At 57.2% G+C, this 22346-nt stretch carries 19 protein-coding genes and 1 pseudogene; 11 read left to right on the top strand and 9 right to left on the bottom strand.

Features of this window, described 5'->3' with window-relative positions:
• Positions 1-177 precede the first annotated feature (177 nt).
• The 9 genes from ACYZTS_RS04045 to ACYZTS_RS04005 all read left to right on the top strand — a co-directional run bounded on the left by ACYZTS_RS04045 (position 178) and on the right by ACYZTS_RS04005 (position 13913).
• Positions 178-1110: an NAD-dependent epimerase/dehydratase family protein gene (locus ACYZTS_RS04045; protein ID WP_461994204.1), complete on the top strand. Its 933-nt coding sequence runs from the start codon at positions 178-180 to the stop codon at positions 1108-1110.
• A 56-nt stretch (positions 1111-1166) separates the two neighbouring features.
• The gene (locus ACYZTS_RS04040; RefSeq protein ID WP_461994202.1) at positions 1167-3980 is read left to right on the top strand and encodes an endo alpha-1,4 polygalactosaminidase; all 2814 of its coding nucleotides are present in this window, start codon (positions 1167-1169) and stop codon (positions 3978-3980) included.
• The gene (locus ACYZTS_RS04035) at positions 3958-7539 is read left to right on the top strand and encodes a tetratricopeptide repeat protein (protein ID WP_461994200.1); all 3582 of its coding nucleotides are present in this window, start codon (positions 3958-3960) and stop codon (positions 7537-7539) included. The genes ACYZTS_RS04040 and ACYZTS_RS04035 overlap by 23 nt, the downstream gene beginning before the upstream one ends.
• A gap of 26 nt (positions 7540-7565) precedes the next feature.
• Complete coding sequence (locus ACYZTS_RS04030; RefSeq protein ID WP_028624565.1) at positions 7566-8084, top strand: hypothetical protein; 519 nt, start codon at positions 7566-7568, stop codon at positions 8082-8084.
• A 5-nt stretch (positions 8085-8089) separates the two neighbouring features.
• A complete protein-coding gene (locus tag ACYZTS_RS04025) occupies positions 8090-9457 on the top strand; it encodes a PelD GGDEF domain-containing protein (protein ID WP_461994197.1) in 1368 nt (455 codons plus the stop codon).
• The gene (locus ACYZTS_RS04020; protein ID WP_028624567.1) at positions 9435-10424 is read left to right on the top strand and encodes a HEAT repeat domain-containing protein; all 990 of its coding nucleotides are present in this window, start codon (positions 9435-9437) and stop codon (positions 10422-10424) included. The genes ACYZTS_RS04025 and ACYZTS_RS04020 overlap by 23 nt, the downstream gene beginning before the upstream one ends.
• Positions 10421-11935 (top strand): GT4 family glycosyltransferase PelF, encoded by a 1515-nt coding sequence (gene pelF / locus ACYZTS_RS04015; RefSeq protein WP_461994195.1) that lies wholly within the window; start codon positions 10421-10423, stop codon positions 11933-11935. The genes ACYZTS_RS04020 and pelF overlap by 4 nt, the downstream gene beginning before the upstream one ends.
• A complete protein-coding gene (gene pelG / locus ACYZTS_RS04010; RefSeq protein WP_461994193.1) occupies positions 11936-13306 on the top strand; it encodes an exopolysaccharide Pel transporter PelG in 1371 nt (456 codons plus the stop codon).
• Positions 13307-13490: 184 nt separating this feature from the next.
• Complete coding sequence (locus tag ACYZTS_RS04005; RefSeq protein ID WP_461994191.1) at positions 13491-13913, top strand: organic hydroperoxide resistance protein; 423 nt, start codon at positions 13491-13493, stop codon at positions 13911-13913.
• A gap of 200 nt (positions 13914-14113) precedes the next feature.
• Here the strand turns inward: ACYZTS_RS04005 and ACYZTS_RS04000 are convergent, their stop codons facing one another.
• The 8 genes and pseudogenes from ACYZTS_RS04000 to ACYZTS_RS03965 form a co-directional block, all read right to left on the bottom strand.
• The gene (locus ACYZTS_RS04000; RefSeq protein WP_461994189.1) at positions 14114-14659 is read right to left on the bottom strand and encodes a hypothetical protein; all 546 of its coding nucleotides are present in this window, start codon (positions 14657-14659) and stop codon (positions 14114-14116) included.
• Between the two features lie 275 nt (positions 14660-14934).
• Complete coding sequence (locus ACYZTS_RS03995) at positions 14935-15969, bottom strand: phosphoribosyltransferase (RefSeq protein WP_461994187.1); 1035 nt, start codon at positions 15967-15969, stop codon at positions 14935-14937.
• Between the two features lie 126 nt (positions 15970-16095).
• Positions 16096-17157 (bottom strand): DNA-processing protein DprA, encoded by a 1062-nt coding sequence (locus ACYZTS_RS03990; RefSeq protein WP_461994185.1) that lies wholly within the window; start codon positions 17155-17157, stop codon positions 16096-16098.
• A 111-nt stretch (positions 17158-17268) separates the two neighbouring features.
• Positions 17269-18462, bottom strand: a complete 1194-nt coding sequence (locus ACYZTS_RS03985; RefSeq protein WP_461994183.1) for an Arm DNA-binding domain-containing protein — start codon at positions 18460-18462, stop codon at positions 17269-17271.
• A 159-nt stretch (positions 18463-18621) separates the two neighbouring features.
• Complete coding sequence (locus ACYZTS_RS03980; RefSeq protein ID WP_461994181.1) at positions 18622-18999, bottom strand: hypothetical protein; 378 nt, start codon at positions 18997-18999, stop codon at positions 18622-18624.
• A gap of 464 nt (positions 19000-19463) precedes the next feature.
• Positions 19464-19658, bottom strand: coding sequence for a hypothetical protein (locus ACYZTS_RS03975; protein ID WP_461994180.1), 195 nt, complete (start codon positions 19656-19658; stop codon positions 19464-19466).
• 107 nt (positions 19659-19765) lie between these two features.
• Positions 19766-19915 (bottom strand): annotated as a pseudogene (gene csrA, locus ACYZTS_RS03970) (carbon storage regulator CsrA); the annotation flags it as partial.
• Positions 19916-20049: 134 nt separating this feature from the next.
• Positions 20050-20355, bottom strand: coding sequence for a LuxR C-terminal-related transcriptional regulator (locus tag ACYZTS_RS03965; RefSeq protein ID WP_461994178.1), 306 nt, complete (start codon positions 20353-20355; stop codon positions 20050-20052).
• A gap of 157 nt (positions 20356-20512) precedes the next feature.
• On the opposite strand from ACYZTS_RS03965, the gene ACYZTS_RS03960 reads away from it, so the two are divergent.
• Positions 20513-20824: a DUF1654 domain-containing protein gene (locus ACYZTS_RS03960; RefSeq protein ID WP_461994176.1), complete on the top strand. Its 312-nt coding sequence runs from the start codon at positions 20513-20515 to the stop codon at positions 20822-20824.
• Positions 20825-20871: 47 nt separating this feature from the next.
• Here the strand turns inward: ACYZTS_RS03960 and ACYZTS_RS03955 are convergent, their stop codons facing one another.
• Entirely contained in the window at positions 20872-21714 is an 843-nt protein-coding gene (locus ACYZTS_RS03955) for an XRE family transcriptional regulator (RefSeq protein ID WP_461994174.1), read from the bottom strand.
• An 89-nt stretch (positions 21715-21803) separates the two neighbouring features.
• Here ACYZTS_RS03955 and ACYZTS_RS03950 point away from each other — a divergent pair, with 89 nt between their 5' ends.
• Entirely contained in the window at positions 21804-22103 is a 300-nt protein-coding gene (locus ACYZTS_RS03950) for a Cro/CI family transcriptional regulator (protein WP_461994172.1), read from the top strand.
• Positions 22104-22346 lie beyond the last annotated feature (243 nt).

Below are 22346 nucleotides of genomic sequence, written 5' to 3'. Positions count from 1 at the left end.
ATGACATCACTCTTGCCATTTCAGATTTTGACAAATTATTTTTGAACCTTCGAGATTCGGTCGAGGTCGCATTGCCGGCGTGATGGGAAATTGCCATCAGCCTGAGAAACAATTTTATTTGGCTACTGTTTAGCGGACCTTCTACTCTATCCGCTGGAATCTTCAGGAAGAAATTTCATGTGTGTTGAGCGAATACTGGTTACCGGCGGTGCGGGTTTTATCGGATCTCACCTTGTCGAGTCTTTGCTGGGCAAAGGATTGAAGGTCCGTGTTCTGGACAATTTGTCGACCGGGAAGGTCAGCAATTTGCCAGAGAGCAATGCCAATCTGGAACTGGTGACCGGCGACGTCGCGGACTCAGCGGTCGTGCAGGAAGCGATGCGTGATTGCAGCGCAGTCGTGCACCTGGCGGCAGTGGCCTCGGTCCAGGCTTCAGTCGATGATCCGGTCAGCACCCATCAAGCCAATTTCGTCGGTACGCTCAACGTCTGCGAGAGCATGCAGAAAGCCGGTATCAAGCGCGTTGTATTTGCTTCCAGCGCGGCCATCTACGGCAACAATGGCGAAGGTTCGGCCATTGATGAAGACACCCCAAAATCACCGCTTACCCCCTATGCCGCCGACAAACTGGCCAGTGAATATTACCTGGACTTTTATCGCCGCGAGCATGGCCTGGAGCCGGTGATCCTGCGCTTCTTCAACATTTTCGGCCCGCGCCAGGATCCGTCTTCGCCGTACTCCGGCGTGATCAGCATCTTCACCGAGCGGGCGATCAAAGGTTTGCCGGTGTCGATTTTCGGCGACGGTGAACAGACCCGCGATTTCGTCTTCGTCAAAGACCTGGTCAGCATTCTGCTGCAGGCGCTGGAAGTCAGCGAACCGAAAGAAGGCGCGGTCAACATCGGCCTCAGCCGCTCGACCAGCCTCAACGAATTGATCGCTGAATTGGGCAACGCCACCGGCCGCGCTTTGGCAGTGACTCATCTGGCGCCACGTCAGGGCGACATTCGCCATTCGCGCGCCAATAACGCTCGGTTGCTCGAACGTTTCACCCTTCCCGCACCGACTTCAATCGGCGATGGATTAGCACAGCTTTTGCGCAGTTTGTAATCCGGCTGTTTCACAGCTTTCAAACCGCCTCGATTCAGTCAATTCAAGAGTGAGTTATGGAAATCGTTTTTCGCAGGACGCGTGTCCGCGCGGCCGTCCAACGGCTGTTTGCTGCGTTGGCGCTCATCGTGAGCGGGCCGGCCGTACAAGCTGCAGCATTGCCACAACCCTCCAGCGTCGGCTTTTGGTACGCCGATCAACCGCCCATTCCGGAGCTTTCACAGTTCGATTGGGCGGTGGTCGAGCCGGGCCATATGGCGAGCGGCGATGTCAAAACCCTGCGCAAGCTGGGCAGTCAGCCGTTCGCGTATCTGTCGGTTGGCGAGTTCAGCGGAAGTAAGGCCGAGATCGACAAGGCTGGTCTGGCGAAAGCCGTGAGCCCGGTGCGCAACGATTCCTGGGACAGCCAGGTTATGGACCTGGCCTCGCCGGCCTGGCGCGAGCATTTGTTCGGTGCCGCCAAAGCTTTCCAGGCTGAAGGTTACGCAGGCCTGTTCCTCGATACCCTCGACAGTTTTCAATTGCTGCCTGAAGCCTCGCGAGAAGCACAGCGCCTTGCGCTCGCCAGTTTCCTGCGTGAACTGCACCAGCGTGAGCCGAAGCTGAAGCTGTTTTTCAACCGCGGCTTTGAAGTGCTGCCCGAGCTCGATGGCGTCGCTGCCGCCGTGGCGGTCGAGTCTATCCATGCCGGCTGGGACGCTTCTGCCAAGCGCTATCGCCCGGTGTCGGAATCCGATCGCGAGTGGCTTGAAACTCACCTCAAACCACTGCGTGCCAAAGGCATTCCGTTGGTGGCGATCGATTACCTGCCGCCCGAGCGCCGTGAAGAAGCTCGCAAGCTGGCCAAGCGTCTGCGCGACGAGGGTTTCATCCCGTTCATCGGTACCCCTGATCTGAACTCGATGGGCATCAGCAACATCGAAGTGCAGCCTCGCCGCGTGGCGATGGTGTTCGACCCTCGCGAAGGAGATCTGGCCACGAACGCTGGCCATAGCTACGTCGGTGGATTACTGGAATACCTGGGCTATCGCGTCGACTATCTGCCCGCCGACAGCGCCATGCCGGATTACCGTTTCAGTGGCTTGTACGCTGGCGTGGTCACCTGGATGACCAGCGGCCCGCCGCAGGACAGCCCGGCGTTCAACCGCTGGATCAACGCGCGCCTGGATGAAAAAGTACCGGTGGTTTTTCTCGCTGGCCTGCCTGTTGAAGACAAGCTTTTGCTCAAGCGCATGGGCCTCAAGCGCGATGCGCCTCCGGGTACGCAAGTGCTGACCATCACGCATCAGGACAAGGCACTGTTGGGCGCTTTCGAAGCCCCGGTGCAGCCTCGCTCCCGTGATCTGACCGCTGTTTCAGTACTGCCCAACGGACCAACTGCCGCACTGACCCTGACCAATGAGGGCGGCGACATCTACAACCCGGTGGTCGTTGGCGAGTGGGGCGGTCTGGCCCTCGCGCCTTACGTCCTCGAAATGAACAACGAGCGCAGCCGTTGGATCCTCGACCCGTTCGCCTTTCTGCAAGCGAGCCTGCGTCTGCCAGTTCAGCCGCGCCCGGACACCACCACCGAAAACGGCCGCCGCATTGCCACCGTGCACATCGATGGCGACGGTTTTCCGTCCCGCGCTGAAGTGCGTGGCACGCCATACGCGGGTCGTCATACGCTGGAAGATTACATCAAGCCCAACCCTTTCCTGACGTCGGTGTCGATCGTCGAAGGCGAAATTTCCCCGCGCGGAGCCTTCCCGCATCTGGCGCGTGAGCTGGAGCCGATCGCCCGCGAGCTGTTCGCCAACCCGAAAGTGGAAGTGGCCACCCACACCTTCAGCCATCCGTTTTTCATGCAACCGGAACAGGCGCAGAAACGCGAGAACTTCAAACCGGAATACGGTTTGAACATGAAGATACCGGGCTACGACAAAATCGACTTTCATCGCGAGATCTTCGGTTCGCGCGACTACATCAACCAACAGCTCACCACCCCGGAAAAACCGGTGAAGATGGTGTTCTGGCCGGGCGATGCGCTGCCTTCCGCTGCCACTCTGAAACTGGCCTACGACGCTGGCCTGAAAAACGTCAACGGCGCCGAGACCATCATGACCAAAGCGGACCCGTCGCTGACCGGTCTGAATCCGCTGCTGCGTCCTACCGCAGGGGGGTTGCAGTACTACGCGCCGATCATCAACGAGAACCTCTACACCAACCTGTGGAAGGGCCCGTATTACGGTTTTCGCGACCTGATCGAAACCTTTGAGCTCACCGACAGCCCACGACGACTGCGCGGCCTGCACCTTTATTACCACTTCTATTCCAGCACCAAGCAGGCCTCCATCAAGGCCATGCATGAGGTCTACGGCTTCATGCGCGAGCAACAGCCGATGTCGCTGTGGATGACCGATTACATCGATCGCTTGCACGGTTTGTATCAGGCCAGTCTGGCGCGTACCGCCGACGGTGCCTGGCAGATTCGCGGCATGGACGCGTTGCGCACCGTGCGCCTCGACCCGCAAATGGGTTGGCCCGATCTGTTGCGTTCGCAAGGCGTTGCCGGCGTGCGCGATTTGCCCCAGGGCCGTTATGTGAGCTTGAGCAGCGACCGCGCGTTGCTGGTTTTGCGTCCTGAGCGGGACAGCAGACCTGCGCTGGAAGAAGCCAATCTGCCGTTGAAGGACTGGCGGTATGTGGATGATCGTCGTGTGAGCTTTTCCTTTGCAGGTGAGTTCGATCTGACCTTCTCGGTGCGTTCGGCAAGTGCTTGCCGGGTGGAAGTGGATGGACAACGTTTTGCGGGCACGGCAGCCGCCGGTCTGTGGGTTTTCAAATTACCAATGAAGCAGGTGAGTAATGGTCAGCTCCTCTGCAACTAAAAGTAACCGCCTGCTCAATCCCTGGGCACTGGCGGTGGTGGCGGTTGCTGTGGGAGGTTTGCTGTGGGCGACCTTCCAGCGTGAAGAAGTATTCCAGCCCGATGGACGTGAGCCTGATGCCGTGTCGGCCAATTACGCCGAGCTGTTGCTGACGGCGCACCCGGATGACGATCACCTGCGTCTGCAGTTGGTCGATCTGTTGATCCGTCTGGGTGACTACGCCAAGGCACGCCAACACCTGGAAGCCTGGCCAAAACCAGTGCCGGAAGTTCAGGCTTACTATCGCCTGGAACTGGACGCTCTGGACGCTGCGAAAAGCAACGACCTGATCGCCCAGCAAGCCCTCGTCGAGCGCCTGAAAAGCTTTGACCATCGCAAGCTGCCCGTGCCTTTGTTGCAGAACCTGGCGAAGCTCGCGCTGACCTTGCAGGCCCCGGCCTTCGCGGCCAACGTCTACGAAGAAGTTGCCGGACGCGATCCGAAGCTACGCAGCGAGTCGCTGAAATCCGCTGCGCAGTGGTACATGGCCGGCGAACAGCCAGGCCGTGCCGCCGAGATTTATCTGCAGCTCAAAAAGGACGCTCAGCTGGACAGCGAGCGTCGCGAATATGCGCAGCTGGCGTTCAACAGTCTGCTGTCTGCCGGTCGTGGCGATGAGGCAGCGCAGGTGCTGTCTGACGAATTGCCGAAGCTGACCAACGCACAAACCGATGCCGAGTGGCTCGAGCAGGGCGTTGATGTCGCGGTGGCGAGCAAGCGCTTTGATCTGGCGCAGCGCGTGCTGAAACAGTGGCAAACCCTGCAACCGGACAACCCGAAAATCCCGTTGAAAGATTTTCACATGCGCCTGGCCATCGGTGATTTGGCCGGTGCCTGGGAAACGGGTCAGCAGTTGGCGGTCGATTATCCGGATGATCCGGATTTGCTCGAACAGATGGCTCACCTCGGTGAATGGCGCGGCGATCCCGCGGCTGCGCTGGGTTACTGGATTCGCCTGCTCAAGCTGCAGGAAGACCCGCAAACCCGCGAGCGCGCGTGGCGTCTGGCCAGCCAGCAATTCGACTTCGACCGGTCGATTCCGCTGCTCGCAGAAATCATGAACCAGCGTGCGTTGACCGACATCGAGCTCGATGCCCTGAACTACGGTCATGAATCCCGTGGTACGCCGGGCGAAGCCGAAGCCTGGTTCCGCGCGTACGTGCAGAAATACCCGACCCATCGTCTGGCCTGGACGCGTCTGCTGCAGAACCTGGAAAACACCGGGCAGTTTGCGGCCAAGGCGAAGGTTTACGAGAACTATTCGAAACGCTTCAAGCTGGACACCGTCGAGCAGGTCGACTGGGCCAATACCTACCTCAAGCTGTTTGATTCCGAATCAGCATGGAGCGTGGTGCAGGCGGACGATCAGAGCATCAACGACGCTGATTACTGGCGCTCCCGGGCTTCACTGGCATGGGATCTGGAGCGCGATGAAGACTTGCGCGTCTCCCTGGAAAAAGTGCTGTCGATCGATGGCAAGTTGACCGGTGGTGACGAAAGCCAGCTGATCACCCTGTATCGCATTCGCGACCCGCAGCGCGCGCTGAAACTGACGATTGCCAGCTGGCAGCGCACCAAGGATCCGCAGCGTCTGGTCGAAGCCTTGCAGCAAGCGCAGGAGCTGAACGACTGGCCGCAAGTGGTCGCGTTGCTCAAGGATGCGGAGCAATACCCGGCCGCCTACGAGCAGGCGCAAGTGCTCGCCATTCGCGGTGCGCTGGCGGTGCAGGAGGGTCAGCCCGAAGAAGCCGAGCGTCTGTACTTGCTCGGTCTGTCGCGCTATCCCGCTGACAACCTGTTTCGTGAACGTCTGGTGTGGCTGTACGTCGATCAGGGCGACACCGGCAAACTCAAGCCGCTGCTGAGCCAATGGCGTTCCCATGCACGTGAAGACCGCGTGCTGTGGCTGCCGTTCGCCAGTGCGAGCCAGATGCTAGGCCGCGACGCCGAGGCATTGGCCTGGTATCGCATGTACCTCAAAAGCAGTCCGAACGACTGGCTGGTCCGCGCGGCTTACGCCGATGCACTCGACAGCGCCGGTTATCAGGATGCCGCTCAGCGTCTGCGCCTGAAATTGCTGCGCAGCCCGGAAGTGGAAACCATCGAACCGTCGTCGCAGCGTTACGCGATCTGGTTGCGTCTGGTGGCGAGCAGCTATTCGCCACGCAAGGCGCAGCAGGAAGTGCTGAAGAACTGGAAAGACGGCTCGCCGGCGATGCTGCAGTTGTGGTTCGAACGGTTGCTGGCGCGTCTCGACGCGACCAATCAGGAATCGCAGAAAGATGCATGGCTGGAGTGGGCCCGTGGCCAAGGCTTGAAAGTCGCGCGTTACGAGCAGATTCAGCAAGCCTTGCGCAGCCGCAACAAAGATCAGGTTGAAGCGCTGCTGGCCAGTAGCGATCTGAACCCGGCGCAGCGTGCGCAGGCCCTCAATCGCCTGGGCCGTCTGGGCGAAGCGCTCGACACCAGCCTGTCGGCACTCGGCGACGATCAGCCAGTGGCCGTGCGCGAACAATTGCGTCGTCAGGCCGTCGAGCTGCACGAGCGCACGCCGCAGGGTGCGCAGCTGTCCTGGCACCAGCAGGATTTCGGCGGTCTGGAATTCAACGCGCCACGTCTGCAGATCGCCCACAACCTGGGTGATAACTGGTACGCCGATGTGCAACTTGAGCAGGGCGATTACAAAGGCGACGACATCATCGCTTCCGAGATTGGCGAGGAGCGCAACGCTGCGCTGACCCTGCAACGTCCGGTGGAAAACGGCAGCTACAAACTGTTCGCCGACACCAGTCAGCGCAGCGACGACGACCGCAATGGCCTGGGAATTTCCCGGACCTGGCAGGTCAGCCCGAGCCACGAACTGGAACTCGGTGCCGGCTGGCATCGCAAGAGTGAAGACAGCGGCCTGATGCGCGCTTTCGGGCAACAGGACAGCGTCTGGCTCGGCGGTCGTCACGGCCTCACTGCGCGCGATCAGATCAGTTGGGAAGTGGCGCAGAGGTCGTTCTCTACCCGTGCCGGGGATAACCTCGGAAACGGCCAGGCGCTGAAGATGGAATACAACCACACGCTGGAGTTTGCAGGCCCGAACTGGACCCTGCGCGGCGGTCTGGATTATCAGCACAACGACGTCAAGGACCGCACGCTGGATTATCTGTCCAGCAACAACGGTGGTCCGGTGCGACGTGTTGAAGATAACGACAACCCCGAGACGGTGCTGGCCAGCGATCTGCTGCAAAGCACCTACAGCCAACTCTATATCGGCAGCTCGTGGCGTCGCGGAATACCGGGCGCACTGGTGCGCACCAAACCGCAATACACCTGGTTGGTGGATGTAACGGCAGGCTGGCAATGGCTGGATCAAACTTTTAACTACGGCATCAACACCGGGATCGGCGTCGAAGTGCTGGGTGATGACGAACTGGCCCTGACCTTCGGTTACCAATCTGCGCCTCAGGGCGGGGATGGTCAGGCCGGCGGGACCCTGGGTGTGAGCTACGGCGTGCGGTTTGGGCGCTGATCATGGAATGTCTACGGAGAAAAACTATGCAAGCAATTCGTAACCTGGGCCTGGCCCTCACGGTCCTGTTCGTCGCCGGCTGCGCCAGCTTCACCGATGAAGCCAGCCCGAACCTGTCGCGCACTGCGCAGTGGGGCATCGTGCCGGTGGTCAACTACTCGCAAACGCCACAAGCCGGTGAACGCGCCGAGCAGATCCTGCTCAGCGTGCTCAGCAGTCGCGGTCTGCAACCCCGGGTTTACCCGGCGAGCACCGAAGGCGAACAAGCGCTGATGGACGACAATGAGCGCCTGGCCGGCGCCCTCGACTGGGCACGTCAGCAGAAGCTCGACTATGTCGTCGCCGGCAGCGTCGAAGAATGGCAGTACAAGAACGGTCTGGATGGTGAACCGGCAGTGGGCATCAGCCTGCGCGTGCTGGAAGCCAGCACCGGTCGCGTGCTCTGGAGCAAAAGCGGCGCGCGCGCCGGTTGGTCCCGTGAAAGCCTGGCGGGCACCGCTCAAACGGTACTCGACAAACTTGTTGGCGCCCTTCGGTTCGAGTGATTGCAATGAATTCTCCGCACATGGATTACAGCCTGGCGCCTCGCGCCAGCGGGCCGGTGTCTTGGCTGGAAACGTTTCTGGTCACCGGCGGGGCCATCGGCCTGGGCTTGTGGCTGACGCCTGAAGACCCGTTGCAAATGCACGGTGGTTTCCCTTGGCCGATTCTGGCGCCGCTGCTGTTGGGCGTGCGGTACGGCTTTGTGCGCGGCCTGCTCAGCGCCGGCCTGTTGGTGCTGGCCCTGTTCGCGTTGCGCTTGAAAGGGCACGAAGGTTATGCCGAGCTTGAGCCGTCGTACATTGTCGGCTTGCTGGTCTGCGGCATGCTGGTGGGTGAGGTTCGCGATCTGTGGGAACGGCGCCTGGAGCGTCTGCAGATGGCCAACGATTATCGCCAGTATCGTCTCGACGAGTTCACGCGGGCGCACCAGATTCTGCGCGTCTCTCACGACCTGCTGGAACAGCGCGTCGCCGGTAGCGACCAGAGCCTGCGCAGTTCGCTGCTGGGCTTGCGGGAAAAACTGCGCGTGTTGCCGGCCGAAGGCGATGCGCTTGCGGCGCTGGCCGATCCGATCGTGGCAGTGCTCGGGCAGTACGGTGCGTTGCGTGTGGCCGGTTTGTATCGGGTCGACGAGCGTGGCGAAAACGTCCTGCCGGAGGCGCTGGCGACCGTCGGCATCATGGGCCCGTTGGGCACCGAAGATGGTCTGGTCAAGCTGTGTCTGGAACGCGGCGAGTTGGTCAGCGTGCGTCAGGAATTAATTGATGCCGGCACCTCGACGCAGTTCTCCTCGCTGCAGGCGTGCATCCCGTTGATCGACGCTGAAGGTCGTCTGCTGGCGATTCTGGCTGTTCGGCAGATGCCGTTCTTCGCCTTCCAGGATCGCACCTTGAGCCTGCTCGCGTTGCTGGGTGGGCACATCGCCGACCTGTTGCGCAGAGACGAGACCGTGCTGCAACTGCCGGACGCCGATGCTCAGCAGTTCACCCTGCAACTCAAGCGTTCGCTGATGGATGTCGAGCAACACAAACTGGCAGCCGGTCTGTTCGCGTTTGAAATGACCCGTCCCAACGATGAGCTGACGCGCCTGCTGGAACGCAGTCAGCGTGGTCTCGATCTGCACTTGCCGGTGCGCAACAACCGCGATCATCAGCTGCTGCTGGTGCTCCTGCCGTTGACCAGCCCGCAAGGCACCGAAGGTTATCTGGCGCGGATTAACGTGTTGCTGCATGAACACTTCGGCATCGAAAGTAATCTGGACAGCCTTGGCGTGCGGGTGATGCCTTTCAATCTGGAGCCTGGCTATGAACGCGACGGGCTGCGTAATTTCCTGTTCAACGAGTGTGGCCTGAATGATCAGCAAGTGGCTGTTTAGCGGAGCCTTGTTGTTAGAGGCAGGCAGCTGGGCCAGTCTGTGGCTGCCGGCGCCCGAGTTACAACAATTGCTGGTGTTCACCCTCAGCCACGGCCTGGCGTGCGCGCTGTTGTGCGCCGCTGTGTGGCTGTTGTTGCCAGCGCGTTATCGCGCGCCATTGCCGTGGAGCCCGCTGTTCATTTTCAGCCTGGCGTTCTTTGTGCCGGTGATCGGTACGATTGGCGTGGTGCTGTCGATTTTTCCGGCGCTTTACCTGCCGCGCAAACGCGACAAACAAGCCTGGCAAGCGGTGGGCATTCCAAGCCTGCCGTTCCGCGCGCAACTGCAATCGCACTCGCCGATTTTCGCCGACGGCGGTTTGCAGGACGTGCTGCGCCACGCGCCTGATCCGGATCAGCGCCTCGCCGCTTTGCTCGCCACGCGACGCATGCCGGGGAAGGAAGCGGTGCCGATCCTCAAGCTGGCACTGGGCGATCCGAGCGATGACGTGCGCCTGCTGGCGTACTCGATGCTCGACAAGCAGGAAAGCGACATCAACCTGCGCATCCAGATTGCACTCGGCCAGTTGACCAGTGCCAACGCCAAAGCTGCCGGTGCGCTGCATGGCACCCTGGCGCGTTGGTATTGGGAGCTGGCCTACCTTGGCCTGGCGCAGGGCAGCGTGCTGGATCACGTGCTTGATCAAGCCAGTGAACATGCCGAGCTAGGTTTACAGGCAGGCGAGGGCGGCGAGCTGTTTTTGCTGGCCGGACGCATTGCCCTGGAACGCGGTGACATCGAGCGCGCCGAAGTGCTGCTGGGTCAGGCCCAGGACAACGGCATGGGCGCAGCGCAGATCTTGCCGTTCCGCGCCGAACTGGCGTTCGAGGCCGGCCGCTATCACGAAATTCCGGGTCTGCTCGCCAGCCTTCCCGAGAAAACCCGTCAGCGTCCACCGTTCGCTGAGCTGGTGAGGAGCTGGACATGAATCACAAGGAAGAGGCACCGGTAGCCGACATCTGTCTGCTCCTCGAAGGCACCTGGCCGTATGTGCGCGGCGGCGTGTCGAGCTGGATTCACCAGATGATTCTCGGCCTGCCGGAGCTGACGTTCTCGGTGGCGTTCATTGGCGGCCAGCGTTCCGCTTACGGCGAGCGCCGTTACGAGGTGCCGGCCAACGTCGTGCACATCGAAGAAATGTTCATCGAAAGCGCGGTCCACCCGACGCACACGATCGGCACGCCGCGCGAGGCCGACAAGCAACAGCTGGCCGATCTGTACCGCTTCCTGCATCACCCGGAATTGCCGGAGCCGGAACTCGGTGAGCGCTTGCTCGATCGCATCGCCCAGGGCGACATGACTCTCGATGACGTCTTGCGCAGCCGCGCCAGTTGGGAAGCCTTGAGCGAAGGCTACAATCAGCATTGCGCCGACCCGTCCTTCGTCAACTATTTCTGGACCTTGCGCACCATGCAGTCGCCACTGCTGATGCTCGCCGAAGCGTCGCGCAAAATGCCGCGGGCCCGCGTGTTGCACTCGATTTCCACCGGTTACGCCGGGATATTGGGCTGCATCCTCAAGAAGCGCTGGAACTGCACCTACCTGCTAAGCGAGCACGGCATTTACACCAAGGAACGCAAAATCGATCTGGCCCAGGCCAGCTGGATTGCCGAGAGTTCCGGGCAGGCGCTCAACCGCAGCCTCGATGCCGGTTCGGGTTACATCCGCACTTTGTGGGTACGCTTCTTCGAGCGAATCGGCCAATTGACCTACAACAGCGCCGACAACATTATTTCGCTGTATGACGGCAACCGTCAGCGGCAGATCAAGGACGGCGCCGAGCCGAGCCGCACTCAAGTGATCCCCAACGGCATCGACTTGCCGCTGTGGACCGCTGCGCTGCAAGCCCGCGAACCCGGCATCGCGCCGGTAGTGGGTTTGATCGGGCGTGTGGTGCCGATCAAGGACGTGAAAACTTTCCTGCGGGCCATGCGTGGCGTGATCAGCGCGATGCCGCAAGCCGAAGGCTGGATCGTCGGCCCGGAAGAGGAAGATCCGGAATACGTCAGCGAGTGCCGCAGCCTGATGGCCAGTCTGGGCCTGGAGGGCAAGGTGCATTTTCTCGGCTTTCAGCGCATTCAGGAAATCCTGCCGAAGCTCGGCCTGATGGTGCTGACCTCGATCAGTGAAGCGCAGCCGCTGGTAATCCTCGAAGCGTGGGCGGCCGGTACGCCGGTGGTCAGCAGCGACGTCGGTTCGTGCCGCGAGCTGATCGAAGGCGGCAGTGCTGAAGACCGTGACCTGGGCGTCGCCGGTAAAGTGGTGGCGATTGCTGATCCACAAGCCACCAGCGCGGCGATTCTCGAGCTGTTGCGCAGCCCGCAACGCTGGCAAGCGGCTCAGACCAGCGGTTTGTTGCGTGTCACCCGTTACTACACCGAAGCCTTGATGCTGCAGCGTTATCGCGACTTGTATAAAGCAGCCATGGAGAACAGTTAAATGGCCGGTATTGGCTTCGAGCTGCGCAAAATCCTTTCGCGCGACTCCTACACCTCGACCCTGCACGCCTACGTGTATGCCGGTCTGATCAGTTCCGGGCCGTGGGTGTTGTCGATCATCAGCGTCATGCTGGTGGGGATCATCAGCCTGGGCTTGCTGCTGCCGAATGCATTGGTCGGACAGTTTCTGGTCACGGTGACGTACCTGATGGCGACTTCGCTGATCCTCACGGGCGGCCTGCAGTTGTTCTTCACTCGCTTCGTTTCCGACCGTCTGTTCGAGCACAAGTACGAGCAGATTCTGCCGAACTTGCTGGGCATTCTGCTGCTGGTCACGATCGCTGCCGGCGTGTTGGGCATCATCGTGCTGGGCCTGCTGTTCGACCAGCCACTGATCTACCGCGTGCTGGTGCTGGCGAACTTTGTAGTGCTGTGCAACCTGTGGCTGGTGATCATTTTCCTGTCGGGGATGAAAGCCTATAACCGCATCCTGCTGGTGATGCTGGTGGGCTACACGCTGATGGTGGCGAGCGCCTACGTGTTGAGCTTCCTGCAGATGCCGGGCTTGCTCCTGGCGTTGTTGATCGGGCACAGCACGCTGCTGTTTCTGTTCCTCTACGACATTTTGCGGGAGTACCGCGCCGAGAAACTGATCGCTTTCGACTTTCTCGATCGGCGTCAGGTTTTTCTGAGCTTGCTGGCCACCGGTTTCTTCTACAACTTCGGCATCTGGATCGACAAGTTTCTGTTCTGGTTCAACCCCGCCACTTCCAATGCCGTGGTCGGCCCGTTGCGCGCGTCCATCCTGTATGACTTGCCGATTTTCCTCGCGTACCTGGCGATCATCCCCGGCATGGCCGTGTTCCTGGTGCGCATCGAAACCGATTTTGCCGAATGGTACGACCGTCTGTTCCGGGCCATCCGCGACGGTGAAACCCTGCAGCACATTGGCTCGCTGAAAACCGAGATGACCCTGTCGATCCGTCAGGGCCTGCTGGAAATCTGCAAGGTCCAGGGGCTGACGGTGGTGCTGTTGTTCCTGTTCGCGCCACGTCTGCTCGACTGGCTGGGCATCTCCAGTTACTACCTGCCGCTGTTCTACATCGACCTGATCGGCGTGAGCATTCAGGTGGTGTTCATGGCCATGCTCAACGTTTTCTTCTACCTCGACAAACGCACCGTGGTGCTGGAGCTGTGCGTGCTGTTTGCGGTGTTGAACGGCGTGCTAACGCTGCTCAGCATGTACCTGGGCCCAAGTTTCTTCGGATACGGGTTCACGTTGTCGTTGCTGGTGTGTGTATTGCTGGGGTTGCAGCGGTTGTCGAAGGCATTGGAAGATCTGGAATACGACACCTTCATGATGTCGCGCTAACGTTTCTGGCTTGTACAAAAAAGGCACTTGCGAGCCACGCAAGTGCCTTTTTTTGTGCCGATGATTCCGACTGGCGTTACTTGAGAGTCGCTGACTCGCTGCTACGCTTGAACGGTCGGAGCTGCCGACGAAAGACGACCTGTTCCGGCCCCCTCCTTACCCGTCCTGATCAGGAGTCATCGTCATGAGCACTGCACTGGAATCTGTTCTGTACACCGCAAAAACCCACACAGTCGGCGGTCGCACCGGCACCGGTAAATCCAGCGACGGCGAGCTGGACGTGAAATTCAGCTCTCCGGGTTCAGGCAAACCTGGGACCAATCCTGAACAGCTGTTTGCGTTGGGTTATTCCGCTTGTTTCATCGGCGCGATCCAGGTGGCGGCGGGCAAAATGAAAATCAGGTTGCCGGAGGATACGTCGGTGGATGCCGAAGTTGATCTGGGCAAAACCGGGGATGGCAATTTTCAGCTGGCGGTGAGATTGAACGTCAATTTTCCCGGGCTGGAGGACAGCGTGAAGCGTGAACTGGCCGAGGCCGCGCATCAGATCTGCCCGTATTCGCGCATGACGCGTGATGGGGTGGATGTGGAGTTGAATGTCGTCTGAACGCCGCATCTTTGTAGGAGCAAGCTTGCTCGCGAATCGGAGTGTCATTCACCGTTAACGTTGCATGACTTCACCGCAGCGCGAGCAAGCTCCCACACGCGCCGATGCATCGATTCCGTCTGGCCAAACTACTAGAAGCAACAAAACCCGCACTCGGCGGGTTTTGTTTTTGTGGGCAGCCAGTAGTGCGGGGAGTGGTGTTACTTGACCTTCGCGTTCTTGATGTCGCTGATGATTTGCTGAGCGATAGCCTCGACTTGCTCTTTGGTCATAGCAGACATCACGCCTTCCCACGCAGATGAGGACGTGTCATATGTCCGGGTCCCGATCAAGCTTCCGGATTTCAAGTCTGTAAAATCCGCGCTCGAATTGACCCATGCATTGCCGACCATAACGCCCGCTCCATAACGTGCGCCAGGAGTCAGGTAACGAAAATTGGTCACTTTGATGGTGATACCGACACCCTCCTTGTTGTTGGAGCTCACAGTTTGGGTATGGGTAAGTGCATAACCCGCGCGAGCTGCTTCTGTCTTGAGAGCTTCATTCCAGTCGCGCTGTAAAAGAGGCCAGTCTTCATTTTCCTGAACCTTGCTGTTCCCCTGGAAACTGACCATCAGATTTTGCTTCGCCGATTGTTGAATGGCCAGTGTCTCAGTGCCACCGCTTTTAACGGACGCTGCGCAACCCGTCAGCAGCGACAGGGCGACAAAGCATGAAAGGGGTAGCAAAAATTGAGGGGTTTTCATTGAATTTCCGTATTCGGGAGCGAGAGTAGAGGCGTTCGAACGCACTGCTTGCACCGAGTATTAGTCGATGGTGGCAAAATGATTCCGGTGCGCCATGGTGCTAAACATTTAGGGAGCCGTCAATCAAAGGCTGATTACCAGACCCCAGATGCAACAAAACCCGCACTTGGCGGGTTTTGTTTTGCTTCGGATTTGGTGGAGCCGGGGGGATTTGAACCCGCATCCAGCCCTTGTCACACGTGGCTTTCAGCGCCAAGGCTGCCATTTTGCTGTCATTACGGAATCAACGTTATCAATGATTGTTGAGCACGTGAATCGTTGACACCGGTAAAAGGTCTGCTAGGGGCAGACGTAAATTGGTTCGCTTTTACCGGCTTGAAAGGGTCCGAGTTAATTACGATGTCGAAGTATTTCATCGTGTTCCCGAATTTTCCCAATGCAATACCAGTCACACTAATAGCGCCACCCGCTCGCAAGAAAGCGGCTGCTACGCCGAAAGAAAGGCCATGAGTTGTACAGTCGTCGACGATTATGACGTTCCGTCCACGCAGCCTTGACTTGTATTCCGGGTTGAGATGCATCGAGGTAATCTGGTCAGTCGGATCCGATCGATCGGCCCCCCGGTTAAGCGATCGTTTTTCCGATGCGGCATGGCGTATAAATAAAGGCTCATCACGCTTAGCGAATCTAGCCAATGAGACCGTGGTGCGCAGCCGGTGAGTGAAATCACTGAGTACTTCGTTATCGCCAGCTACAGAAACTTGAGATGAAGGATATACGCCCCATAGCAGATCACGTACCCCGTAAATACCATCTATGAGAAGGGAGCGTGAAGCTAACAACGACAGTGCTGTTAATTGAGTTCCACCACTCTTGACTGTGGCAGTCAGTTTTCGTGCGAAATTTTGTTGAGTAGCAGTTATATCTCTGCCATAACCGGACAGATCCGCCAGTGCTCGGGCATGATATTTTGGCTCTTCTCCTTTGTACCACCAATGCCCGGTCCATCCATGCGTTAGGCCTACGATAGACTCTAACTCTGCACCATCCGAAACTTTTATTCCTAGTGCTTGGATGGTTCGGTCAGTAGCCCATCCAGCAGCAATTAGGATTGCTTGGCCATTCTTGGCCATTTGCATGTCTTCGGTTTTTCCTGCCAGCACTAGTACATCATAGGGCTGTATCTTAAGGTGGGTTGCTGCTTCTTTTATCACATTTCCGTTCTGGCGAGCGTCGGTAGGTATAAAAATTATTTTAGTACCTTGGAACGCAGCATCAAACCATGCGGGCTTAGGGCGATTAGAAGCCACGCCAACAGGTGTGCCAGAGGCACTGATATTGGTTAGAGCCTGAATGATAGGCTGCGAAGGCACTCCGTTCTGCACAAGAACGCTCGGTGAAGTTATTATAGCTAGCATCCTTACTCCTAGATTCCGTTATAAAAGCGAAAGTTGGACGTCTGGGTTGTCATTCTCGCTCGAAGATTCATCAGACTGTGTTGAATCGATTTTGTCGACATAAGTTTCGACTGCTGGTTGCTCTTCAGCGATATGTTCCGGGGGGTCACTGATATGCGTCTGATCAGGGTCGACACAGAGCTCGATCAATCCCACTAAAAGTTGAGTGTCTTTGGGGATTTCAAGCGAAAAAGATTTGTAGGCGTCTTCTGAAAATTTCAATTCTGGCTTTCCGCTGTAGCTCTGCGGTAAGTGAAGATTTACAATTTTTTTATCATATTTGTGTGCAAACTTAACTGTGTGGGCGGTGCCGCTTTTTATCTGCCATTCAGTAGGAAACAGAATGTCGCCTAAAGCAGCTTGGAGTCGATTTCGCCTCACGAAATTTTCGGCACTGTAGGACTGGTTTGGAAGGTATTCGCTGATGACCGTTCCGCCAGCTCTGATGATTTCCTCTCTTAGTATTTCAGATCCCTTGGGGTAGTTTTCAGAAATCCCTGTCCCAAGAACTGCAACTGTCGGGATGCCGTATCTTATTGACTCTTGATGAGCGGTTTGATCAATTCCTAGTGCAAGTCCACTTACTGTTACACATTTTTGATGAGCTAATGCCGCTACCAAAAATTTAGTTAAGAAAATACCGTCGCCCGAGGGTTTTCTGGTTCCCACTATAGACATAGCTGGCATATACAAATTATCGATATTTCCTTGAACGAAAATCCACTCAGGGCTATCGGGTATGTTGTATAACTTTTGTGGAAAGCGTGGCTCGTCTCTGAATAATAGATATATATTTAGAGCCGCGAGCTTTTTTGCTTCAGATAATCCAGCATCCCAAAGTCTTTTTTGATCATCGAAATTATTGGCTGCAGCATCGCCAAAATATTTTTCTAATCCTACTTCGTTAGGATTTCGGAGCGCGGATATAAAGCTAGCTCCAGATTGAGCAATTTTGTAGAGTGTTCGAAAGCCAACGCCTTTCAAAGTTGAGAGTGCGAGAAAAGCTATTCTTTCATGTCGCCAGTAGCTTCTATCTTCCATTAGTTACATGCCTTGTTAGGTATAGCTTGCTAATCCTTTAGGCTCTCAGGAGCTCCTTGTGCCGGACAGGTGCCCGAGGGTCTACAGCGGCTCCAAGATTGCCTTTCCTTCTTAGTGGTGTCCATCAGCATTTTTCTTCTCGATATCGCTCTCTCTATGTACTGGGGAGAACAGGCTCTCCGCTCTGCTTCCCGCAGTCGTGTCCGAGCTGGGCATCCACCTCCCGTACACCCGAGCGATCATAGTCCAGTCGGTATGCCCCATCTGCTTAGCCACCCACATAGGATGCTCGCCTGCAGACAGCATCATTGAGGCGTAGGTATGACGAGTTTGGTACGGGCGACGGTAACGGACCCCTGCTTTCTTCATCGCCGGGACCCACATAGTTTTCCGGATCGGCCCATCGCCGGCCCACCTTTCGAGCGTGCGCGGGTTCTGAAAAACTTCGGCGTCAGCCAGAAAAGTATGGGATTTCTGAGCCTTCAGCGCCTCCATTGCAGGCTTGAGCAACTTCACGCTTCGTCGTCCGGCCGCAGTCTTCGTTGTCTCTGGAGTACCCTTGCTTGCTTGGGTCATTGCTCGACTGACCATAAGCTCTTCGCGGAGCCAGTCGACGTCGCCCCAGTCCAGCGCGACCAGTTCACTGGTACGTAGGCCAGTCCACAAGGCGAACTGCATCATATTGCGAGCCTGGCCGGAGAGGGCGCCCAACACCGCCTGTTGCTCTTCAGGGCTGAAGGGGTCCACATCATCGTCTTTCGGCGGTGCGGACTTACGTGAATACGTCCAGCCGGCGAGTGGGTTCAGTTCGATTAACTCTTCCTCGGCCGCATCGTTGAGCGCGGACCGTAGGCAGCTCTGTATATTGCTGAGCGTCTTGTTGCCAACCTCCAGCGTGTCCAGCCAGTCGCGCACCGCCTTGCGTTTAAGATCGACTAGCATGGTATCGCCGAGGGCGGGGATCAGGCGCAGGGTGACCAGCTTGCGGTACCCGTCGAAGGTGCTGCTGGCAACGTGCTTCTTCTTCGCTTCGAGCCACCTGGTCAAAAAACCGTTCATGGTTTCTCGCGATGCTTCGGGGGCGAACTTCGCGGCCCGGCCAGATCCTGGGAACGTCACCGAGTAGTCGAAGGTGCCGATTGATATCGCGTGCTCGATCGCCGCCTTGTGTTGCTCGGCCTTCTTCAGGTTAGTGGCGGTGGGCTTGAGTGTGATGCGCTCGCGGCACCTGACGCCCCGATACATGAACGTGATTTCGATACTCGTATCGGAGACCGCCCGAACTCCCCTCCCGCCTCTACCCATGATTCATATCCCTCTACGTCGAGCAGCGTCCGGCCATCCGGCGCCTTGATCCATATCTCACCGAGCCGCCAGATGCCGTCACGGATCTTGGAGCGGATCGCGTCTTCTGTGTAGCCAGATTCGTTGGCAAATTTCCTGACTGTCACATAGCGCATGACTTCACCGTGTTTCGTGTCGCGACACTTTTTCATCGTTCGCGTTTTGTGTCGCGTCACCGCCATGCGTCACGCGAGCTGGGAATGCCACGCCCTCCCACTTGCCGGCCAAACCACGAATGGTATGACGATCGACATGTGAGCGATGCGGCTTGCTTGCGTACAGATCGGCGCACGCTTCGAAGCGTTGCGGCTCACCGACGGTGTCCACCAGCAGCTGATGCTCGGTGGTGTTCACTTTGATCCAGCCGTCTTTGGTTTTGCCGTAATTGCATGTGCGGCTGAGGATGAATCGCCGGCCGCTGTTCTTTGCGCCGGTCGATGACTCATTCAGGTAGTACGCGATCGGGCCCAAGCGGACGCGCAGAATTGTTTTAGCCATGGGGCACCCCCGACACGTGCTTGACGATTTGCAAAGTTCCACGCACGCAGAGCGATCTCTCAGCTAAAACGTTACTTCTGTAATGTTCGTAAGAATTAATTGACGCATCACGGCACCCGCAGTATTTAAAACGACTAATCGTATCCTTAGCGAGTTCTCCGGGAAGAGGGACCAAGAGAAAATGCCACATCGTGGATCGACGTTTTGGCTGTGGGCCGATTGCGAACTGCACCATAGAACGCACAGCGAGGTAATGGATAACGGCACCGTCATTGACGTGCAGGTGCGCCTTTCCAGACTGGGTGTTACACAGCTGTTTGTGGGTGTTTACTCCGAAAAGCTTCTGATCATTCACGAAGAGGCTTACACCGAGCGGATTGGCGAGACCATGACAACCGCACTCCTGTGGGGAGTAGGCAAGGCTCGAAGTGTCGCTGATTCTATGGCGTTGTCGAACGGTAAGATTAATCATGGGTCCGCTCCCCGGATTCGGCGACCACGCGCAATTTAAAGTTGATGCCGCAGGCCATGGCCAAAGCCCCCAATTCATTTACGGTGGTGCTCGGCTCTTGCAGGGCATGACCGAGTCGAACGAGGCGGGCACCCAACCCGGCAAACTCATTGCCCGCGGCCGTGGGTTTGTGTGTGCCCGTGTTCATAGTTCGAATACCTGTTTCTGCAGGAGCGGGGGTTCAGCAACTACCGAGGATTCCTCGGCAGTTGGATCACGCCCGTCCAAGACGACGCCGCGCGGGTTTGCAATTTTGCGCTCACGGATCTCGGCTCGATCCACGGCTACATGAGTCGGCGCTACGACGCCCAGGCGCACTTGCGAGCCGGTGACGCCGAGCACCATGACGGTGATGTCGTCGCCGATACAGATCGTTTCGCCGACTCTTCGGGTGAGTATCAACATGGTGTTGCTCCTTTTTAAGGCCGAGCGAATCCCGGCCGCGTTGTTGGCTTTCGCAAAAATCTGTTTTTGCTTAGAGGGTCAGCGGATCGCTGATCACTGGACTACGCCCGCGTGCTGCAGGCGCACGCCGCTGATCACGCGATGAAAACACCATTGTGAGAATCCTGGTCATGGTGCTGCGGGGAAGGTGTCATACCAGTCGAAAATGCGATCAAACCACGGCGCATGGCTTCAGCAACGAGCGCCGCGCGCCTAATAACACCAAGTTTCGTGCTGGCACTTAAAATACGTTTATCTACTGTGGCAGTCGCTATACCCAGCGTGCGGGCAATTTCTTTACTGGTGCCGCCTCCTGCAATTGCCATTACACATTGAAGCTCGCGTTCAGCGAGACCCATACCCAAGTGCCCGGTCCAATTCCCAAGCGTTAATACGTTCATGTGTGTAGCTCCGTGCTGATTCGATGTAATTTGAATATAGGCTTGCCTTTATTTTTCGTCAACAGTTATACCTTTATTTTTTATAGGTGTTCCCCTGACCGCAGAATTTTGGGTAGGCTTTCAATTACTGGATATACATACAGCTTACGGAGTGGTTATGGCGACGGCACAAAAAAAGACAAAGCCTGCAGTACAACAAGAAATGCATCCGAAGGAGCGCCTAGAGCTCAGGGTTTCGTCGATGATTAATCATCCGATTGCCCAGAGCAGGCGCGAAGTGACGATTCACCGGCTGGATACAGATGGGGATAGGGAGTGGGAAGAGGTGATGGGTGTGCTTTCAGAATCGGACGGCATCGACATAATATTCAACGAAGATGAGTCGGTGACGCTTAAGTGGGAAGAAAGCGCCGAAGAAGATCGGCCAGTCGAGGTTTTCGAACCGCTTGAGGAGCCAGCGCCTTTCTGACAGGCAGCAAAAAGCCCGCTCGAAGCGGGCTTTCTGGAACAGCTCCGTCACAGAAGATGGGCGTTCCAAACCAGAAGCACTCGTGCCTGAATGTACGTCATGTCCCTACGGATCAACCGGTCCTTATGACGTGTGTTGTCAGAAATCATCTCGAAATGCTCTTCATCGGCAATCTGCAGGCGCTTGACGTAGACGTGGCCGTCCCAAGAAAAGAAATAGACCCCGTCGCCGATGAACTCACGGATATGGATGTCCACGATTAACGGATCACCATGTTTGATGGTTGGTGCCATTGATTGACCCCAGCCGGTGATCATCTTCAGGTGATAGTGCTCGTCAAATTCCACTCCCAACGACCTGAGATGACTCGGGCTTATCCTGATGTCCTTAAGCATCTCAGGATAGTCATGAGTGATCTGTCCACCACCCATAGCCGCGCGAACATCGTAGTGAGCAATCCAAACTTCATCACCGACCAAGTCCGGCCGCGAGAAATCACCTGCGATAACGTTCCCGGTGTGCGCAGCGATTACATCTGCAGCGGGGGCTGTTTCGTTCACTGCCGCCAGAATCTGCTTTCTGGCGGTTTCTGACAGTCCACTGCCGATTCTGGTCAGCATCGCACGGACTTGATCCGCAGAGGTGGCAGGAGGGTTGTCTGAAAAACCTTCAATCCCTGCTCCATCGTGGGGTTCGCCTACGCCTTCGGACAGCCACAATGCGTCCACATCACAGATCGTAGCAATCCTAACAAGGTGACCACTTGTACGAGAGATACCACGCTCGATTTCTGAAACGGATGCCTGCTTTATGCCCGCTCGCTCCGCAAGCTCAGACTGTGTGAGGCCTGCCCGCTTACGGGCGTATTTGAGACGGTCTTTGAGTTCCATAGCTGCTCAATCTAATGGTTTACCTTTTTTCTTGCAAAAAGGTGTTCCTTTAAAATACATTAAAGGCATACCTCTATTCGGCTGCGAAGATGACGAATATTTTCAATCGCTTGGTCGACTACTTCGGCGGCCAAGTTGCCACGGCTAAAGCGCTTGGTGTCACTCAGGGGACCGTCAGTGGGTGGGCGCGCGGAATTCACGGCTGCTCCGCTGACATCGCCTTTCTTGTGCAAATCAAAACTGCTGGTCAGTTCACTGCTGCGCAGCTGAGGCCGTCACTGGCAAGTTCACTGCCGACCCTGGACGACACTGTACGTCCGCTTCGCGCCTTTGGTCAGTCTGCTGACAATGCTGGAAGTTCATCCAGTAACGAGCAGATATCTGGATGAGCCATATTCCCGCCCCCAGCCGAATTCATTGGTTCATTAAGGCCGCTCGAAAAATATTTTCATTCGCCCTTGGAAAACTGAGCTCGGACGTTAAGTTGAATAGCGCCCCCCACAAAAAAGCGCCGATTGCGTTTTCAAGGAAGCGTGATATGTCGCTCAAACCTACAAATACAGACCCGCCGTAATCGGGGGTTGCATCTCAAATTTTCGTGCGAGGTTGTTGACGCAACATAAAACGACCGG

This window comes from Pseudomonas sp. TMB3-21, assembly GCF_054898145.1.
Note: the sequence above shows the minus strand (reverse complement) of the source record. Positions and strands in the feature narration are given on the sequence as shown.